Consider the following 17,231-nt stretch of genomic DNA (forward strand, 5'->3'; position numbering starts at 1 on the left):
ACTGGACATCCGCCCGGCGCGGATCACTCTAACGGCCTAGCGCGGTGGTCGGGTCCGATATGGAGGACTTGCCCGCTCCAGTTTTCGCGCAGCCGCCGGTCGTGGGTGGCGGCGACGATCGCGCCCGGGCTGGTGCCGAGGGCGTCCTCCAGTTCGTCGCACAGCGTGGGGGAGAGGTGGTTGGTCGGTTCGTCGAGCAGCAGCAGGTGCGGCGGGTCGGCGATGAGGAGCGCGAGCGCGAGACGGCGGCGCTGCCCGACGGACAACTCGCCGACCGGACGGGAAGCTTCGCGATTTGCCAGCAGCCCCAATGAGTTCAGCGGGACGGCGGCGACGCGTTCCGGACCCAGTGCGGCGAGGTAGGTGGCGCGGGCGGTGCGTTGCGGACGGGCGAAAGTGGTGTCCTGACTGAGGAATCCGGTGCTGAGGTCGGGCTGCCGGGTTACGCCTTCCGCGGTGAGATCTCCTGAGAGGAGCAGTAGCAGCGTTGACTTTCCCGCCCCATTCGGGCCTGTGACCAGCAGCCGGGTGTCGGCCTGGATCTCCAGCCGCTCTACGGACAGCCGGTCTGGCAGGTGCACATTATCCAGCGTCGCAAGGGTTTCTCGCGGATTCTCGGCCGCCAGCGCGTGCGGACGGAACCGGAGCGGCGGCGGTGGTGCGGGAAGCTGGGCGCGTTCCCGCTCGTCCAGCCGTCGCGTGGTGGCCCGGGTTCGCCGGGAGATCTGGTTCTGCACGCGGCCGGACCGGCGGCCGAGACCCATTTTCTCGTTGTCCGGCGCGAGGCGGCCCGGCGCGACCCGATGCGCGGTGACGCCGAGCGCGTCGCGCAGTTCTTCAAGTTCTTCCTGCTCCTCGACGTACTGCCGTTCCCAACGCTCGCGTTCGGCCCGTTTCCAGCCGAGGTATTCGGTGTAGGTGCCGCCGTGGCGCACCGGGCCGTCCGGGGCCGGGTCGAGGTCGAGGATGTCGGTGCACGCCGCGTCGAGAAACGCCCGGTCGTGGCTCGCGAACACGACCGTGCCGGGCAATTCGCGCAGTTGGGCCTCGAGAAACGCGGCGGCTTCGGCGTCGAGGTGGTTGGTCGGTTCGTCGAGCAGGACCGCGGCCGGACGGCGCACCAGCAGCCCGGTCAGGGCGAGTCGTCCGCGCTGGCCGCCGGAAAGGGAGCCGAGCGTGCGCTCTCGGTCGATCCCTTCGAGCCCCAGCCCGGTGAGCACGATCTCCGCGCGCCGGTCCGCGTCCCACGCCTCGTGTTGCTGGGCCTGGTCGAGCAATTCGGCGTACTCGGTCAGCAGCGCGGCATCTTCCGGCGCTTCGGCGAGCAGCGCCGCGACCCGGTCAAGCTCGGCCAGCACTTCGCGGGCCGCGGCGAGGGCTTGATCGAGGACGTCGGCGACCGTCTCGGCTGGATCGAACGGCATTTCCTGGTGCAGGAAGCCAAGATCCGGCGGCCTTTCGACCTCGCCCCGATCCGGCTGGTCCACCCCCGCGAGCACCCGCAGCAGCGTCGATTTCCCGGTGCCGTTCTCGCCGATCACCCCGATCCGACGGCCGGGGGCGGCGGTGACCGACACTCCGTCGAGCACGCGCCGTTCCCCGAGCACCCGCACGATCTCGTGCGCGCGCAGGGCGGTCATTCCGTGATCCCGGCCGTTTCCCGCAGCTGCCCGTTTTCCAGCCGCAGCCAGCGGTCGACGCCGATCTCGGCCAGGAACCGCTCGTCGTGGCTGACCACCACGAACCCGCCCTGGTACGCGTTGAGCGCGCTTTCCAGCTGGCCGGCGCTGACCAGGTCGAGGTTGTTCGTCGGCTCGTCGAGCAGCAGCAGTTGCGGGGCAGGCTCGGCGAAGAGAACGCACGCGAGCGTCGCGCGCAACCGTTCGCCGCCGGACAGCACCCCGACCGGCAAGTGCGCCCGCGCGCCGCGGAACAGGAAGCGCGCCAGCAGATTCATCCGGTCCGCGGGCAGCATTTCCGGTGCCGCGTCGGCGAGATTCTCCGCGACCGTGCGTTCCGGATCCAGCAAATCGAGCCGCTGCGACAAATACGCGATCCGCCCGTCCGCCCGGCTGATCTCGCCCGCGTCCGGCGTCAGCGTGCCGTGCATCAGCCGCAGCAACGTCGACTTGCCCACGCCGTTCGGCCCGGTGAGCGCGATGCGTTCGGGACCCCGGATCGACAGATCCGCACCCTCGCCCGCGAACAGCCCGCGCACCCGAAGATGCTTGCCGTCGAACAAGGTCCGCCCGGCCGGTACCGCCGTTTTGGGCAGCTCCAGGCTGATCTTCTGATCCTCTCGCAACGACCGTTCCGCCTGGTCCAGCTTGGCCTTCGCCGCGCTGACCCGCGCCGCGTGCGTGCCGTCCGCCTTCGCCGCGGACTCCTGCGCGTTGCGCTTCATCGTCCCCGCGAAGATCTTCGGCAGACCAGCGCTGGACAGATTGCGCTTCGCGTTGCTCGCCCGTTTGTCCGCGCGTTCCCTGGCTTGCTGCATTTCGCGCTTCTCGCGTTTGACCTCTTGTTCGGCGTTGCGGATATTCTTTTCCGCGACCTCGCGTTCGGCCTGCACGGTCTGCTCGTATTCGGTGAAATTGCCGCCGTAGAACCGGATTTCGTCCGCGCCGAGCTCCGCGATCCGGTCCATCCGGTCGAGCAGCGCGCGGTCGTGGCTGACCACGAGCAAGCAGCCGGACCAGTCGGAAAGCACGTCGTAAAGCTGCTGGCGCGCGGTGTGGTCGAGGTTGTTGGTGGGCTCGTCGAGCAGCAGGACGTCCGGGTCGCGCAACAGCTGGGCGGCGAGCCCGAGGGAGACGACCTGGCCGCCGCTGAGCGTGCCGAGCAGCCGGTCGAGCGTGAGGTCGCCCAACCCGAGCCGGTCGAGCTGAGCGCGGGTGCGGTCCTCGATGTCCCAGTCCGCGCCGATGGCGGTGAAGTGCTCCTCGGCCGCGTCGCCCTCCTCGACGGCCGTGATGGCCTTGAGGATCGCGTCGATGCCGAGCACCTCGGCGACCGTGCGGTCCGCGGTGAGCGGCAGGTCCTGGGGGAGATACCCGAGCACCCCGTCGACGGTGACACTGCCCGCCGCGGGCTTGAGCTGCCCGGCGACGAGCTTCAGCAGAGTGGACTTCCCGGCCCCGTTGGGCGCGACGAGCCCGGTGCGGCCCGCCGGGAAGGTGGCGGAGAGCTGGTCGAAGACGAGAGTGTCGTCGGGCCAGGAGAAGGAGATCCCGGACAGGACGATACGAAGATCGGACATGGTGCGGCCTCGCGGTGGATCGGCAGGGCGTGTTTGTCCTGCTGGTGGTGGTGTGGACGACTGGGAAGGGCCGTTCGCGACCTGCCGCCCGGCTGGTGCCTGGGCTTCATCCGATCGGCGCGTTCGCCGGTGATCGGATTCCTCGCAGCCCGTGGGTCTTGTGACGTAGATCGCCTGACCTGCACGGGGAATCTCCACGCGCGGTCTTGTGCCGCGCAGGGATCAGCGAGGGGCCGGTGCCGTGATGGCCCGTGCCCCGGGCTCACCCGGAGATGTCGTCTTCACCTGCCACGATAGAAATCCTCTTGATCGAGTCTGCTGTCCGTCGGCCAGGATACCAGGAAGCGGACGAAGCGCATCCGGGTTCCACAGTGGACGGGAGTCAGATGTACTCCAGCTTCACGCCGGGGCCGAGCTGGTCGACTCCGATCAACTCGGATTCCTTGCTTGTTCGCAGTTTCAGCTTGCATCCCCTCAAGGGGGTCAGATCTATCGGTCCTCTGCTGGCGCGGACCGTCAGCTCACTCAACGTGGGGTGCGTGGCGACCGCATGTAGGCCTCCTGCCGTCCACATCTCGAGTTTCCGCAGCGGCAAGGCGTGCAAGGGAACCAGATCAGGCGTGCACTCTCCGAGCAGGCTCAGGCAGGTGAGCCCGGGAAATGTGCCAGCGAAGGTGCTTAAGTCGGAGACTGACTCCCCGTGGTACTCCAACGTTCGCACCGAAGCAAGAGGCGGGGTGGCTGCGATCGCACTGACTCGGCAGTTGTGGAGGGTCAGCACAGTGAGATTCTCCATCCTCGCCAAGACGTCGAAGCTGTCGATGGCGTACAAGTTGTCGAGTGCCAGTCTGGTGAGGTGCGAGAGCCCTCCGAACGCTCGGATACTCCGCCATGCCGTAAAGCGGAATAGAGCGAGGTCTTGCAGCCGGGGAAGCCGCTTCAGGACGTTCAGGTCGGTGTAGCCGCAGGCGTCGTAGAGCCGCAAGGATTCCAACAGACCGTGTTCAGCTAGGGGCTTCAGGCTGATTGTTCTCCGGTCAGAGAAGCTCAGGGCCAATCGGTTCAATGCTGGTGCTTTTGGGATATCGGCCAGATCGAAGTCGAACAAGCTGAGCGACCATCCTTCGAGGTTCTTCAGCCTCGGTGCGTGCGGCAATAATCGGCTGTTGCTCAACCAGATGTGCCCGTGGAGGAGCGGGGAATCGGCGAGCACTTCCTCGCCGTAGCGAGCTGGATCGAAGTATTCCCAGGCTTCTGCGAGCTTGAGCTGCACCATCAGCCGTTCGTCCTGTGCGTAATTCCGCAGGAGCGGCAGCACATCGTTCCCGGCGCACATCGTAGCCGCCGCGGTCGTCGCGTAGGCGACAGCATCGCTCAGCCCGTCCAGGGTTTCTGGCAGGTAGCGCAATAGCTGGCTTCCGACTGAGGCCAGCGATTCGGCTTCCACGATGCTCCGCGGCGGAACCAGATGTTCCCGGATTGCCAGCCGGACCCGCTCGATCACGTCCGGATCCACATCCCCGACCGTTTCCAGGCACGCCGCAGCCAGAATCCGCAGCCGACGAGCGCGCCTGGGCTCGCTGTCAGCCCGGTTCATGATCTCTCTGAGCAGCTTCGTCGCCTGGTGGTGCTTCGCGTGTCCGCAGGCCATCACGACAGTCTCGCGCCATGTATCGAGGTGAGCATGGGCGATCAGTGCGTCGATGTATCCGGCCTCGGTAGCTTCACTGGCGGCTAGGTATTCCTGGAAAGTCCGGTGCACGAAGTCGATACGGCCGACGGTCGGGGCCCGCAGCACGCCGCTGCGCTCCACCAGATGCTTCACGACCTCGTCCGCGCGGTGCTCGACGTGCGGCAGCGATTTCAGCCGGTACGCGATGTGTTCCTCGACCTCGGCGACCGGCAGCTCGACTTTGTTCCCCGCCGTTAGCCTCCATGCCAGATGCCCTAGCAGGATGTGCTTCTGCTGCTCCGTAAGCAAAACCCGGATGTCGCGCTCGGCATCGCGCATGTGGACGAGCATGGACAAAGCGTTGCGGTACAAAGTCATCCGGTCCCGGGGCAACTCTGACCGATGCGCCAGATTCAACGCGCAGAGCATCGCGCACAACAACGGATTCGCCGCGAGCGCACGCAGATGCGGCCGGTTGTCGAGTTGACTCAACAGCCTGCGCTGAGCACCGGCGAGGTCTGCCTTCGGACGCACATGCGCGGCGGCCTGGTGCCAGCGTTCCACCAGTGCGTGGATGTCGGGAGCGGTCATCGCCTCAAGGACGACCGAATCGAAGCGTTCCGAGTCGAGCCAGTGCGGGTCGGCGGCTGCGGTGCGGGAAGTGACCACGATCCGGGCGGCCGGGTAGCTCGAGCCGAGTTCACGTAGCCAGGTCTTAACCTTCCTGCGCTGAGCTGGCTCCACCTCGTCCACGCCATCGACGAGGACGATCGCCTTGCCGCTGCGCAACATCTCGTCAGCCCAGCTTGGCGGGACACGATCGCGCAGCGTCGGCACGGCGAGTGCGACGAAGTCGTCCGACGTCGGCAGCGGCCCGTCGGGCAGGCTGCGCAGGCGGATCGGGAACGGGACGAAACCGTTCCACTCGGCCAGCCGTCCGGCGAACGCGCTGCGGGCGGCGGTGACGGCCAGCCAGTCCAGCAGGGTCGTCTTTCCCGAGCCTGCCTCGCCGCGGACGAGAGTGCGGCCTGAGCGGTGGATCGCGTTCTCCGCGCGGACGGTGCCGCCGGGTTGCTGGTCGAACCAGTCCCGTTTCCGGGCTTGTCGCCGGTGCTGGGTTTCGCCGGTCACGCTCAAGCTGAGATACGCGACCGTCAACGGCAGCGTCGGCTGGTCCTCCATCGTCAGCCCGAGCAACTCCAGATGGTCCAGCTTGTCCGCCAGCACCCGGAGGTACTCATTCCGGAACTGGACATGGTCCGTCCCCGCCTCGGTCAAGCTCGTCTTCGGCAGCCGGGCCAGCAGTTCCTCCAGTTGGTTGGACTGCTGATTCAGTCGTTTCAGCACCTCGACCAACGCAGTCGGCTGGAACGACGGCAGATGTCGCACGATCAGCACCAACTGGCGGCACGACTGGTCCAGCGCCACGTCATACAACGCCGCCCCCGCCGCCGAGAGGAACTCGTTGGCCGGGCACTGACCGCGCACCTGCCGAGCCAGCTGCTCCTCGTCCGCGTCAGCAGCCAGAAGGGCGTCGTCGGAGAGATCGACCTCGGCCAGCGCATCTTCGACAGCGGCGAACACCGCAGCGGCCTCGGCCTCCGGCAAAGCGGCGTATTCATTCCGCAGCACCGGTTCCAGCTCAGTCGCTACCTGGGTGCCGATGGTCTGCAGCAGCCGCTCCAGGTTCGCCTGTCCGAGCGGTCCGGCGCCAGCGGCGAGTTCGACCAGGCTCAGGCCGCGGGTCTTGCGGTCCTTCCATCGCTGCAGCTACGACCTCGCCGCGTGTGTCGCGATTTTCCCGCCGATCCTGACCGCACCTGCTTCCAGCCCGCTCATGACGCATCACCGTAGCGAGTCAAGGGCGCGCAGTGGAGCGGTTCAGAACGTCTGGCCCAACCGTTCCAGCAACGGGGCCGCTTCCTTCAGCACCGCCAGCTCCTGCGGCGAAAAGCTCGTGCTGAGCGAAGCCGCGAACTGGCGCATCCGGGCATCGCGGCGGGCGCGCAGTACCTCAACGCCCTCGGGGGTCAGCGAGACGATCATCTGGCGTCCGTCGGCGGGGTCTGGGGCCCGGGTTACGAAGCCTCGCGTGGACAGGCCGCTGATGGTCGCGCTCATGGCTTGCGGGGTGATTTGCTCGGCGCGGGCCAGTGCGGCGGTGGTGGCGGGGCCGTCGCGGTTCAGGCGGGCCAGTGCGGAGCGTTCCGGCAGGGACAGTTCGGCCGTGACCTGGCTCTGGCGCAGCCTGCGGGCGATCAGGCTGACCGCGCCGTACAGCGTCGCGGCCAGTTCGTCGGGGGCGGACATGGGAAGAGGCTAGAGCAGGTACTCCGTGACAGCGGCGAAGTCGCCCGCGTCCGAGATCAGGCCGACGTAGCCGTCGGGGCGGAGCAGGACGAGGGTGCGGCCGGTCGGGGAGTACGCGCGGGCCAGGTGGCCGGCGGAATCGACGATCTCGTCCTCGGCGGCGGCTTCGGGAACGACATGGAAGGTGCGGACGGCGGACTCGAAGCGCGGGCCGAAGTTCAGCAGGGTGAATTGGCCGCCGCGGGTGAGGTCGAACAGGCGGCATTTGCCGGTCGTGGTGGTGAGGCCGGGGGCGTCGGGGGCGCGATCGCCTGCGCGGAGCTGGGCGGACTCGGCACGATCGTCGCGGGCCAGGGCGGAACCGCGGTAGTTGACGTTGAGCTGGGTCGTGTCCCGGTCGCTGCGGATGGGGATGCTCTTCTGTTTGGCGGCTTCGGCCAGCCGCGCGGTCGACAGCTGAAGAACGCCGATGGCGATCGGGCGGCGTTCGGACTCGTAGGTGTCCAGCAGCGCCGGTACCCCGGCGGCGAGTTTCCAGCCCAGGTTGTGCGCGTCTTGGATGCCGGTGTTCATGCCCTGGCCGCCGGCGGGGGAGTGCACGTGCGCGGCGTCGCCGGCGAGGAAGACGCGACCCTCGCGGTATCGGTCGGCCAAGCGGGTGTTGGAGCGCCAGACGGACGTCCATTCCGGTTTGTGCAGGCGGAGGTCGGTGCGGCCGCTTCGCCGGTCGAAGATCGTTTGCAGGGTGGCGAGGTCGAGGTCGGATTCGCCGAGGATGGGCGCTTGATACTGGAACAGCTCGGTGGACGGCAGCGGGCAGAGGCTGACGAAACCCTCGTCGCAGCGCCACATGTGCCAGGCGTCGCGGTCGAGGCCGTCGACGGCCAGGTCGGCGACGATCATCCGGATCCGCTCGTCGGTCTCGCCTTCGAACGCGATCCCGGCTTGTTTGCGGACGACGCCGCGGCCGCCGTCGCAGCCGATCAACCACTCCGCGCGGACAGTTTCGGTCTCGTCGCCGGTGCGCAGCACTGCCGTCACGGCGTCGGCGGATTGGTCAAAACTTTCGAGTGCGGTGCCGAATTCGACTGTGCCGCCGAGTTCGGCCAGCCGCAGGCCGAGGGTTTCTTCGACCCGCCATTGCGGCGTGATAACCGTTGCGGGGTAAGGAACATCGGGCCGCTGCTCGTAGGTCGGGCCGCCGCTCGTCTGGCCGTCCGGGCTCGTCAGGCGGATCGGCATCGCTGCCTTGCCGTTGGCGAGAATGCGGTCGACGACGCCGAGGTCGTCGAACACCTCGAGGCTGCGCGGCTGCAGACCCTTGCCGCGCGAGCCCGGGCGAAGGCCAGGCGACGCTTCGATCAGCCGGAACGCGACGCCGCGCCGGGCGAGTTCGCAGGCCAGCGTGAGCCCGGTCGGGCCCGCTCCGACGATCAGGACTGGAAATTCTGGCGTGGACAATTTCTACCCCCTGGCTCCGAAGAACTCCTGTCCGCCAGAGTAGGGAAACTTGCTAAGAAAGACAAACCTTTCTACTGTGGGTCAGGTGGTCGCCGAAACCGTCCGCCGCCGCCGCGGCGAGGAGCTGGAATCCGCGTTGCTGGCCGCCGGATGGGACGAACTGGTCGAAGCCGGATACGCGCGGCTGACCATGGAATCGGTGGCCGTGCGCGCCCGCACGAGCGAGGCCGTGCTCTATCGGCGGTGGGCCAACAAGGACGAGCTCGTGCTGGCCGCGATGCGGCGGCACCGCGACGTCAACCCGATCGCCGCCCCGGACACCGGAAGCTTGCGCGGCGATCTGCTCGCGTACCTGACCGCGACCAGCGAAGCGCTGGCCGGATTCCTCGCCATCGCGGCCGCCGCGGCTTTCTCAGGGCTGTCTTTCGGCGCCGGCACCACCCCGGGCGAAGTCCGCGACCAGATCATCGGCGACCGGCTGCTCCCGCAAGGGGCGATCTACCAGCGTGCGCACGACCGGGGCGAGATCGACCTGGCGCACCTCTCCGCCGCGGTGCTCGAACTGCCGTTCCAGCTGGTGCGCCACGACTTGCTGCTGGATCTCGCGCCGCCCCGGCCCGCGCGGATCCGGTCGATCGTCGACGAGGTCTTCCTTCCGCTCGTCCAGCCAAAAGTTAAAGACTTAACTTCTAGCCGGAAAAGGCAGCCGGAGACGCTGCCGGGCGACCTTTTCCGGTCGATTCGCTGGGTGCAGCGCAAGCGGATCGAGGAATGGAGCCGTACGCGCGACCTCACCTTCGAACAGGCCATGGTGCTCGGTTACCTGGAGCGGCAGCCTGGCGTCATCCAACGAGACGTCGCGGAGATGAGTTACACGACGCCCGCGAATGTCTCCCTGCTGCTGAAGGGGCTCGAGCGCCGCGGTCTGGTCGAGCGCCGTACGGAGGGCGGGCGCAAGCGGGTCTTCGCCACTCCGGCCGGGCTCGGCCTGGTCGCGGGGCTGGATGCGGTGCTGGCCGAGGCGGACGAGATGGTCTTCGCGTCGCTCGAACCGGACGAGCGGGCCGGGCTGGAAGCGTTGGTGGCCAAGATCAACGCACATCTGCCGGGAGTCGCTGCGGGCTCGTGAGTGGCGATCCCGGGTTCTAACCGGCATTGCCGCTCACGAGACCGGAGCGCCCGTCGTCCGCGGCAGGGTGCCGAGCTGTGGAGAGGCAGCCGCGGCGAGGGGCCCGGCTAGCGCTGGGTTCGGGCGCGCTGCGGCGGGATGGCCGCGGCTCACCACCACTGCCGCAGTTCGCCGCTGCAGCCGCGGCTCACCGTGGCGGGATGGCCGCAGTTCACCGCCGCAGCCGCAGTTCACCGGTGCAGTCGCGGCTCATCGCTGCAGCCGCAGTTCACCGGTGCAGTCGCGGCTCATCGCTGCAGCCGCAGTTCACCGGTGCAGTCGCGGCTCATCGCTGCAGCCGCAGTTCGCCGCTGCCGCGGCTCACCGCCGCTGCCGCGGCTCACCGCCGCTGCCGCGGCTCACCGCCGCTGCCGCGGCTCACCGTGGCGGGATGGCCGCGCCTCGCCGCCGCAGCCGCAGCAACCGCTGTTTCCCCAGCACCGCCAGCACCGGCTTCACCGCCAGCAGTTCCCCGAACCGGTAATCCGCCGCGGGTACCAGCCGCTCCGCCAGGTCCGGCCGCTGCTTCCGCAGGTAGTGTCGCGCTTTCTCCGCGTGCAAGGAATTCGAGACGATCTTGATCCGGTCCGCGTCCTCGATCAGCGGCACCGCGCCGAGCACGTTCTCCCACGTCGACCGGCTCTCCGCCTCCAGCACCAGTTCGCCGCGGTAGCCGTACGCCCGCGCATACCGCGCCATCAGCACGGCCTCCGCCTCCGCGCCGCCGACAGCGCCGCCGCACAGCACCAGCCGCGACAGGCCTGGTGCCTGGGAACGTACTGCCGCCCGGACTCGCCAGCGGTTCACGAAATTGGCCCGCGACCCGCCGTTTCGGTATCCCAGCACGACGACCGCCTCGCCGGTGCCCGCCGTCCCGGGACGGTCGCCCATTCCGCGACGCGAGGATCGCCAGTGTTCCCATTCGGCCCAGCCGGACACCAGGACGAGGAGCATCAGAAAACGCCGCAGCACCCACCCGATCGTACCAGTGTCCACAAAGGACAGACCGGCCCGGGAAAGACGCACGTCTGGAACTTGTCGATCCGCGAAGGTACTGTCACACGAACCGCTACGTCGCCGTCCGGTAGTCGGGAGGAGCAGTGTCGCTCGGAGGGATACCGTCGCAGGGCTCCGCCGTCCTGCGGCCGCCGATCGCCGATTCGTGGCGCCGGTCCCGGCTGTTCGGCGTGGAGCCGGAGCTGGACCGGGCCGCGATTTCGATCGCCGAGGTCGATCCGCGCAGTCGGCTGATGACCGCCGCCCGCCCGGTGCTGGACCAGCTCGTCGAGCAGCTCACCGGCACCCGGTTCTCCATCCTGCTCGCCGACCGCGACTGCCGGCTCGTCTTCCGCTGGTTCGGCGACCGCGGCCTGCAGCGCCAGCTGGAGGACCTCGGCGTGCTGCACGGTTCGCAGCTCAGCGAGGGCCGCGTCGGTACGAACGCGCTCGGCACGCCGCACGAATCGCGCCAGGCGGTGGAAATCCACGGCCAGGAGCACTACGCCGACGCGTTGAAGCGGTTCAGCTGCTACGGCCATCCGATCCGCCATCCGCTCACCGGGCGCATCGAAGGCGTCCTCGACATCACCGGCGAGAGCGACAGCGGCAACCCGCTTTTCGGGCCGCTGGTGAAACGCGTCGTCGGCGACATCGAACAGCTCGTGCTGGAAAGCGCCCGCGCCTGCGAAAGGCGACTCTTCCTGGCGTTCCAGCAGGCCACGCACCACCGCAGCGTCCCGGTCGCGGTGCTCGGCGGGGATTTGGTGTTCGCCAACGAGACCTGCATCGAACAGCTTCGTCCCGCTGATCCGACACTGCTGCGCACGCTGTTGCCGCAAGTCCCGGAACGCGGAGTGTTCGACACTCGCCTCGATGTGGGTGACGGAATCAGTCTTTCGGTCGTAGCCGAACGCGTCGAAGGTTCGACGGACGGTGCCGTCTTCCGGATCGCGAAGGCACCGAGCAGCAGCCGAAAACCGGCCCCTGCCGCGACAAAACCAGCACGCTCGGTCCTCGTCACAGGCGAACCGGGCACCGGCCGCACCACCGCGGCCCGCGCGCGAGCCGGTGTGGACGATCCGGTCGTCCTGCACGCCGCCGCCGCGCTCCGCGAGGAACCCCGAGCCTGGGCAGCAAGATTCACTGACCTCGTCGCGCAGCCGCACACCGCCGTTGTCCTGGACGACGTGCACCTGCTTCCGGAGAGCCTGCTCCCGTTGGTCGGCGAAGCGCTCGACAACCCCGAATCGGCCCGGTTGCTGCTCACTTCCGTCCCGTCAGACGCGATGTCCCCAGCCGTCGCGGCGATCGCGGCGAGGTGCGCGGAAACCGTCGCTCTCGTCCCGCTGCGCGAGCGCCTCGACGACCTGCCCGCGATCGCCGTGACGATGCTCCGCGACGAATATCCGGACCGGAAACCGCACTTCACCGGCACCGCGCTGGCCGCGCTGCGCACACATCCGTGGCCGGGCAACCTGCACGAGCTGCGCGCGGTGATGCGCGAAGTGTCCCGCCTTCCGTACACGGGGGTGATCGACCTCGCTCAGCTGCCGCCCGCGTGCCGCGGCAGTTCCCGCACGAGGCAGCTCGGCGGGCGCGAACTCGCCGAACGGAACGCGATCGTCACGGCGTTGCGCGCCAGCGAAGGCAACAAGCTGCGCGCGGCCCGCGAACTCGGCATCAGCCGCACCACGCTCTATCGCCGGATGCAGGCGCTGGGCGTGACCGACGACTGTCCACTTCTGTAACACTTCGCCCCCGGTCCGCCGGGTGACGATGACCTCCATCACAACGAAGTGAGGAGGCGCCAGGTGACCGCAACGGTGGAATTCCCCCTGCACACCCAGGTCCGGGAGTTCGTGTCCGGCCCGCTGGAGCTCTTGATCGGCGGGCGCTGGGTCCCGGCCGCGTCGGGCCGCACGTTCCCGACCTACGACCCGGCCACCGGGGAGAAGATCGCCGAGGTCGCGCACGGCGAGGCCGAGGACGTCAACCGCGCCGTCGCCGCCGCGCGCAAGGCGTTCGACGCGGGTCCGTGGGCCGCGATGAAGCCCAACGAACGCGAACGGCTGATCTGGCGCATCGGCGATCTGCTGTCCGAGCGGGCGGAGATCTTCGGCCAGCTGGAAGCGCTCGACAACGGCAAGTCCGCGGCCATCGCGACGGCGGTGGACACGAACTGGGCCGCCGACGTCTTCCGCTACTACGCGGGCTGGGCGACCAAGATCGAAGGCAGCACGGTGAATGTGTCGATGCCGTTCGCGCCGGACGCGCAGTTCCACGCCTACACGCTGCGCGAGCCGGTCGGCGTGTGCGGGCAGATCATCCCGTGGAACTTCCCGCTGCTGATGGCCGCGTGGAAGATCGCGCCGGCGCTCGCCGCGGGCAACACCGTGGTGCTCAAGCCCGCCGAACAGACGCCGCTGACCGCGCTGCTGCTGGGCAAGCTGTTCGAGGAAGCCGGATTCCCGCCCGGCGTGGTCAACATCGTCACCGGCTTCGGCGACGCCGGGGCCGCGCTGGCCGCGCACGAAGGCGTGGACAAGGTCGCGTTCACCGGTTCGACCGAGGTGGGCAAGAAGATCGTCCAGGCGGCGAGCGGAAATCTGAAGAAGGTTTCGCTGGAGCTGGGCGGAAAGAGCCCGAACGTGGTGTTCGCCGACGCCGATCTCGACCTCGCGGTGCCCGGCTCGGTCAACGCGTGGATGTTCAACCACGGCCAGTGCTGCGTCGCCGGAACGCGGTTATACGTCGAGGACACGATCTTCGAGGAGTTCACCCAGGCGGTCGCGCAGGCGGCGAGCCAGGTGAAAATCGGGCCGGGCCTCGACCCGGAAACCCAGCTGGGCCCGATGGTTTCCCAGGAGCAGTTCGACCGCGTTTCGCGCTATCTCGGCGAAGGCCTCGCCGACGGCGCCCGCGCGCTCACCGGCGGAAAACGCTGGGGCGACACCGGATACTTCATCGAGCCGACCGTTTTCGTTGACGTGAAACCGGAATTCAGCATCGTCCGGGAAGAAATCTTCGGCCCGGTCGTGGCGGCCATGCCGTTCAACGCCGAACAGGGCGTGGCCGCCGCGGCCAACAACAGCGAGTACGGACTGGCTGCCGGGGTCTGGACACGCGACGTCGCGAAGGCGCACCGTACTGCGAAGGAACTGAAGGCAGGCTCGGTGTGGGTCAACCAGTACAACGGCTTCGACACGGCGATGCCGTTCGGCGGCTACAAGCAGTCCGGCTGGGGCCGGGAGCTGGGCGCGGCCGCGCTCGACCTCTACACCCAGACCAAGTCCGTGAACATCGCGCTGTGATCCGCCCGCTCGAACAAAGGAGTTCCCGATGAAGACGAAAGCCGCAGTCGTCTACGAGGTGGGCAAGCCGATCGAGGTGGTCGAACTCGACCTCGAAGGCCCCGGCGAGGGCGAGGTGCTGATCCGGTACACGCACGCCGGCCTGTGCCACTCGGATGTGCACATCGCGCACGGCGACCTGGAGGCCCGGCTGCCGATGGTGCTCGGGCACGAGGGCGCGGGCATCATCGAGGACGTCGGCCCCGGCGTCACCCGGGTCAAACCGGGCGATCACGTGGTGTGCTCGTTCATTCCGAACTGCGGCGTGTGCCGCTGGTGTTCCACCGGGCAGCAGGCGATCTGCGACATGGGCGCCACGATCCTCGAGGGCTACCTGCCCGGCGAGCGGTTCCCGTTCAGCGGCCCCGGCCCGGTCAAGCAGTACGGCGCGATGTGCATGCTCGGCACGTTCAGCCAGTACTCGACCATCCACCAGAACTCGGTCGTGAAGGTCGACGACGACCTGCCGCTCGACAAGGCGGTGCTGGTCGGCTGCGGCGTCCCGACCGGATGGGGTTCGGCGGTCAACGCGGCCAACGTACGCCCGGGCGAGACGGTGATCGTGTCCGGCGTCGGCGGCATCGGCATCAACGCGGTGCAGGGCGCGCGCTACGCCGGCGCGAAGAACGTGATCGCGCTGGACCCGCTGGAGAACAAGCGCGAAAAGGCCATGGAACTCGGCGCGACGCACGCGGTCGCGACGCCGGAGGAAGCGGCCGAGCTGGCGCAGTCGTTCACCAACGGCAACGGCGCGGACAAGACGATCGTGACCGCGGGCATCGTCACCGAGGAGATCGTGACCGGCGCGTTCAACGCCACCGGCAAGGGCGGCACGATCGTGCTGACCGGGCTGAACAAACTGTCGGTCAACAACGTCAACCTCCCCGGCTCGATCCTGACGCTGTTCAAGAAGACCGTGAAGGGCAGCCTGTTCGGCGACTGCAACCCGACCGTGGACATCCCGAAGATCCTCGGGCTGTACCAGAGCGGAGACCTGAAGCTGGACGAGATCATCACCCGGACGTACACCCTGGAAGAGGTCAACCAGGGTTACGACGACTTGCTGGAGGGCCGGAACGTGCGCGGCGTGCTGGTCCACGACGCACCGTGACGGCTTTGTCGGCGGACTGCGGGCCGGTTTCCGGTCCGCAGTCCGCGGTTCCCCTGTTGACCGCGGACGTCGTCGGCCGCCGCCGCGAAATCGAACTGCTGCTGGCCGGTCTCGACTGCGGCGCACACGTCGTGCTGGAAGGCCCGCCAGGCACCGGAAAAACCACACTCCTGCGCGCAGTCGCGGAAGCAGGCGGCTCACCGTTCGTTTTCGTCGAAGGCAACGCCGAACTGACCCCTGCCCGCCTCGTCGGACAATTCGACCCTTCGCGAGTACTCGCCGAAGGCTACGTACCAGAGACCTTTGTGGACGGTCCGCTGATCGAAGCCCTGCGCACCGGCGGCCTGCTGTACGTCGAGGAAGTCAACCGAATCCCGGAGGAGACCCTCAACGTCCTGATCACGGTAATGTCGGAAGCCGAACTCCACGTGCCGCGCCTGGGCCGAGTGCGCGCAGCGGACGGTTTCCGTTTGGTAGCCGCGATGAACCCCTTCGACGCAGTCGGCACCGCCCGAATCTCGTCGGCGATTTACGATCGCGTCTGCCGAATCGTCATGGGCTACCAAAGCGAAGACGAGGAAGCCGACATCGTCGCCCGCCGCAGCCCGCCGGTTCCCGCAGAATGGCGAGACCAGGTAGTAGATCTGGTCCGCCGCACCCGCGACCACCGCGATGTCCGAGTCGGCTCCTCCGTACGCGGCGCCATCGACGTCGTACGCCTGGCAGTTTCCCTGGCCCGAATCCGCAGCGCGTCCGCCACGGACTGGCGAATCGGCCACGACGCCGCACTGGCCGCCCTGTCCGGCCGGATCGCCTTGCACGAATCCAGCGGCCGCACCGCGGAATCGGTCATCGACGAGTTATACGTCGCAGTCTTCGGCACAGAAACCCCTCCGCCGGATTCAGAGGCTGGTGACCCGCCGGGGGAAGCCTGAGCCCGCCACCGGCGGGCCAACAGCAGCGGTCACCCCGGCCAGGCTCCGCGCGGAGCAGCACCACCCCGCGCTCCGAACTCTCCCGCAACGGCCGCTTCGCAGAAATCTCGCCCGAAGTCGGCGTACTGGACGAAGAAGCCTTCAGCGCGGCGTTCCGTGAGGACGCGGACGAGGCAATGGCCTTGCTGGTCGAGATGAGCAAAGCCACCGACGAGTCCTTGCGCGCAGCCGCCAGAGGCCTAGCCAGCCGCCTGATGATCGACGTCGCACGCCGCGGCGTCGCCCGAGCCCGAGGAGTAGGAAAACTACGCCGAGACCGAGCCGACCGAGGCGGCGAACTAGACCTGGACCGCTCTCTGCCCGCATTGGTAGACGCGGCCGCAGTAGGCGGAGTCCCAGCCCTGGACGACCTGATAGCCCGCCGGTGGGCACGCCCCGAATTGGCCCTGTGCTTGGTAATCGACACCAGCGGCTCCATGACCGGAGCCCGCCTGGCCGCCGCTGCCCTCACCGCGGCGGCATGTTCCTGGCGAGCACCAGCGGAACATGCAGTGGTTTCCTTCGCCCGAACCGCAGAAGTAATCCGCCCGCTACGCTCTTCCCGCTCGAAAGCGTCGGTAGTGGATTCGGTCCTGTCGCTGCGAGGCCACGGAGTAACAGCCCTGGCGGCGGCTTTGCGGAAAGCGAATGAACAACTAACTTCCTCACGAGCAGCCAGAAAAACGATTCTCTTGCTCTCGGATTGCCGAGCAACAGATGACGAGGACCCGTTGCTCGCCGCCCGCGCCTGCGAAGAACTATTGATCCTGGCCCCAGCCGAAGACTGCGAGGAAGCCGAACGCTTCGCCCGAGAATCAGGCGCCCGCTGGCATCCGCTCAGCGGTGCCGCAGCCGCCCCCGCCGCACTAGCCACGCTGCTAGACCGTCCGTGAGGGGAACCCTGAGGGACTCTGATTCCCTCAGGGT

At 68.1% G+C, this 17,231-nt stretch carries 12 protein-coding genes; 6 read left to right on the plus strand and 6 right to left on the minus strand.

Features of this window, described 5'->3' with window-relative positions:
* Positions 1 to 23 precede the first annotated feature (23 nt).
* From ACFXI3_RS21480 to ACFXI3_RS21500, 5 genes are all read right to left on the minus strand, one after another.
* On the minus strand, positions 24 to 1,640 hold the full coding sequence (locus tag ACFXI3_RS21480) for an ABC-F family ATP-binding cassette domain-containing protein (RefSeq protein ID WP_378401561.1): 1,617 nt from the start codon (positions 1,638 to 1,640) through the stop codon (positions 24 to 26).
* Positions 1,637 to 3,259: a ribosomal protection-like ABC-F family protein gene (gene abc-f / locus ACFXI3_RS21485; protein WP_378401563.1), complete on the minus strand. Its 1,623-nt coding sequence runs from the start codon at positions 3,257 to 3,259 to the stop codon at positions 1,637 to 1,639. Before abc-f ends, ACFXI3_RS21480 begins: the two co-directional genes overlap by 4 nt.
* 382 nt (positions 3,260 to 3,641) lie before the next feature.
* Positions 3,642 to 6,701, minus strand: a complete 3,060-nt coding sequence (locus tag ACFXI3_RS21490; RefSeq protein WP_378401584.1) for an NACHT domain-containing protein — start codon at positions 6,699 to 6,701, stop codon at positions 3,642 to 3,644.
* Positions 6,702 to 6,812: 111 nt separating this feature from the next.
* Positions 6,813 to 7,241 carry a MarR family transcriptional regulator gene (locus tag ACFXI3_RS21495; protein WP_344272256.1) on the minus strand — a complete coding sequence of 143 codons (429 nt, stop codon included), beginning with the start codon at positions 7,239 to 7,241 and terminating at the stop codon, positions 6,813 to 6,815.
* A gap of 9 nt (positions 7,242 to 7,250) precedes the next feature.
* Positions 7,251 to 8,702, minus strand: a complete 1,452-nt coding sequence (locus ACFXI3_RS21500; RefSeq protein WP_378401565.1) for an FAD-dependent oxidoreductase — start codon at positions 8,700 to 8,702, stop codon at positions 7,251 to 7,253.
* Between the two features lie 85 nt (positions 8,703 to 8,787).
* Here ACFXI3_RS21500 and ACFXI3_RS21505 point away from each other — a divergent pair, with 85 nt between their 5' ends.
* The gene (locus ACFXI3_RS21505; protein ID WP_378401567.1) at positions 8,788 to 9,831 is read left to right on the plus strand and encodes a TetR/AcrR family transcriptional regulator C-terminal ligand-binding domain-containing protein; all 1,044 of its coding nucleotides are present in this window, start codon (positions 8,788 to 8,790) and stop codon (positions 9,829 to 9,831) included.
* 417 nt (positions 9,832 to 10,248) lie between these two features.
* Here ACFXI3_RS21505 and ACFXI3_RS21510 read toward each other — a convergent pair whose 3' ends face one another.
* Positions 10,249 to 10,842 carry a YdcF family protein gene (locus ACFXI3_RS21510; protein WP_378401569.1) on the minus strand — a complete coding sequence of 198 codons (594 nt, stop codon included), beginning with the start codon at positions 10,840 to 10,842 and terminating at the stop codon, positions 10,249 to 10,251.
* A gap of 128 nt (positions 10,843 to 10,970) precedes the next feature.
* Between ACFXI3_RS21510 and ACFXI3_RS21515 the strand changes: the two genes are divergently transcribed.
* The 5 genes from ACFXI3_RS21515 to ACFXI3_RS21535 all read left to right on the plus strand — a co-directional run bounded on the left by ACFXI3_RS21515 (position 10,971) and on the right by ACFXI3_RS21535 (position 17,197).
* Positions 10,971 to 12,617: a helix-turn-helix domain-containing protein gene (locus tag ACFXI3_RS21515; RefSeq protein ID WP_344272270.1), complete on the plus strand. Its 1,647-nt coding sequence runs from the start codon at positions 10,971 to 10,973 to the stop codon at positions 12,615 to 12,617.
* Between the two features lie 63 nt (positions 12,618 to 12,680).
* Positions 12,681 to 14,180: an aldehyde dehydrogenase family protein gene (locus ACFXI3_RS21520; protein WP_378401570.1), complete on the plus strand. Its 1,500-nt coding sequence runs from the start codon at positions 12,681 to 12,683 to the stop codon at positions 14,178 to 14,180.
* 28 nt (positions 14,181 to 14,208) lie between these two features.
* Positions 14,209 to 15,330 (plus strand): NDMA-dependent alcohol dehydrogenase, encoded by a 1,122-nt coding sequence (locus tag ACFXI3_RS21525; protein ID WP_037810481.1) that lies wholly within the window; start codon positions 14,209 to 14,211, stop codon positions 15,328 to 15,330.
* Positions 15,327 to 16,265, plus strand: coding sequence for an AAA family ATPase (locus ACFXI3_RS21530; protein WP_378401572.1), 939 nt, complete (start codon positions 15,327 to 15,329; stop codon positions 16,263 to 16,265). Before ACFXI3_RS21525 ends, ACFXI3_RS21530 begins: the two co-directional genes overlap by 4 nt.
* Positions 16,266 to 16,519: 254 nt before the next feature.
* On the plus strand, positions 16,520 to 17,197 hold the full coding sequence (locus tag ACFXI3_RS21535; RefSeq protein ID WP_378401586.1) for a VWA domain-containing protein: 678 nt from the start codon (positions 16,520 to 16,522) through the stop codon (positions 17,195 to 17,197).
* Positions 17,198 to 17,231: the final 34 nt, after the last annotated feature.

The sequence above is a fragment of the Amycolatopsis sp. NPDC059235 genome (assembly GCF_042754125.1).
In the GTDB taxonomy this organism is placed as follows: domain Bacteria; phylum Actinomycetota; class Actinomycetes; order Mycobacteriales; family Pseudonocardiaceae; genus Amycolatopsis; species Amycolatopsis albidoflava.

Coding starts and splice junctions, on each gene's coding strand:
- ACFXI3_RS21495 (WP_344272256.1), bottom strand. CDS start 7,241: ATGTCCGCCCCCGACGAACTGGCCGCGACGCTGTACGGCGCGGTCAGC.
- ACFXI3_RS21480 (WP_378401561.1), bottom strand. CDS start 1,640: ATGACCGCCCTGCGCGCGCACGAGATCGTGCGGGTGCTCGGGGAACGG.
- ACFXI3_RS21525 (WP_037810481.1), top strand. CDS start 14,209: ATGAAGACGAAAGCCGCAGTCGTCTACGAGGTGGGCAAGCCGATCGAG.
- abc-f (WP_378401563.1), bottom strand. CDS start 3,259: ATGTCCGATCTTCGTATCGTCCTGTCCGGGATCTCCTTCTCCTGGCCC.
- ACFXI3_RS21535 (WP_378401586.1), top strand. CDS start 16,520: ATGATCGACGTCGCACGCCGCGGCGTCGCCCGAGCCCGAGGAGTAGGA.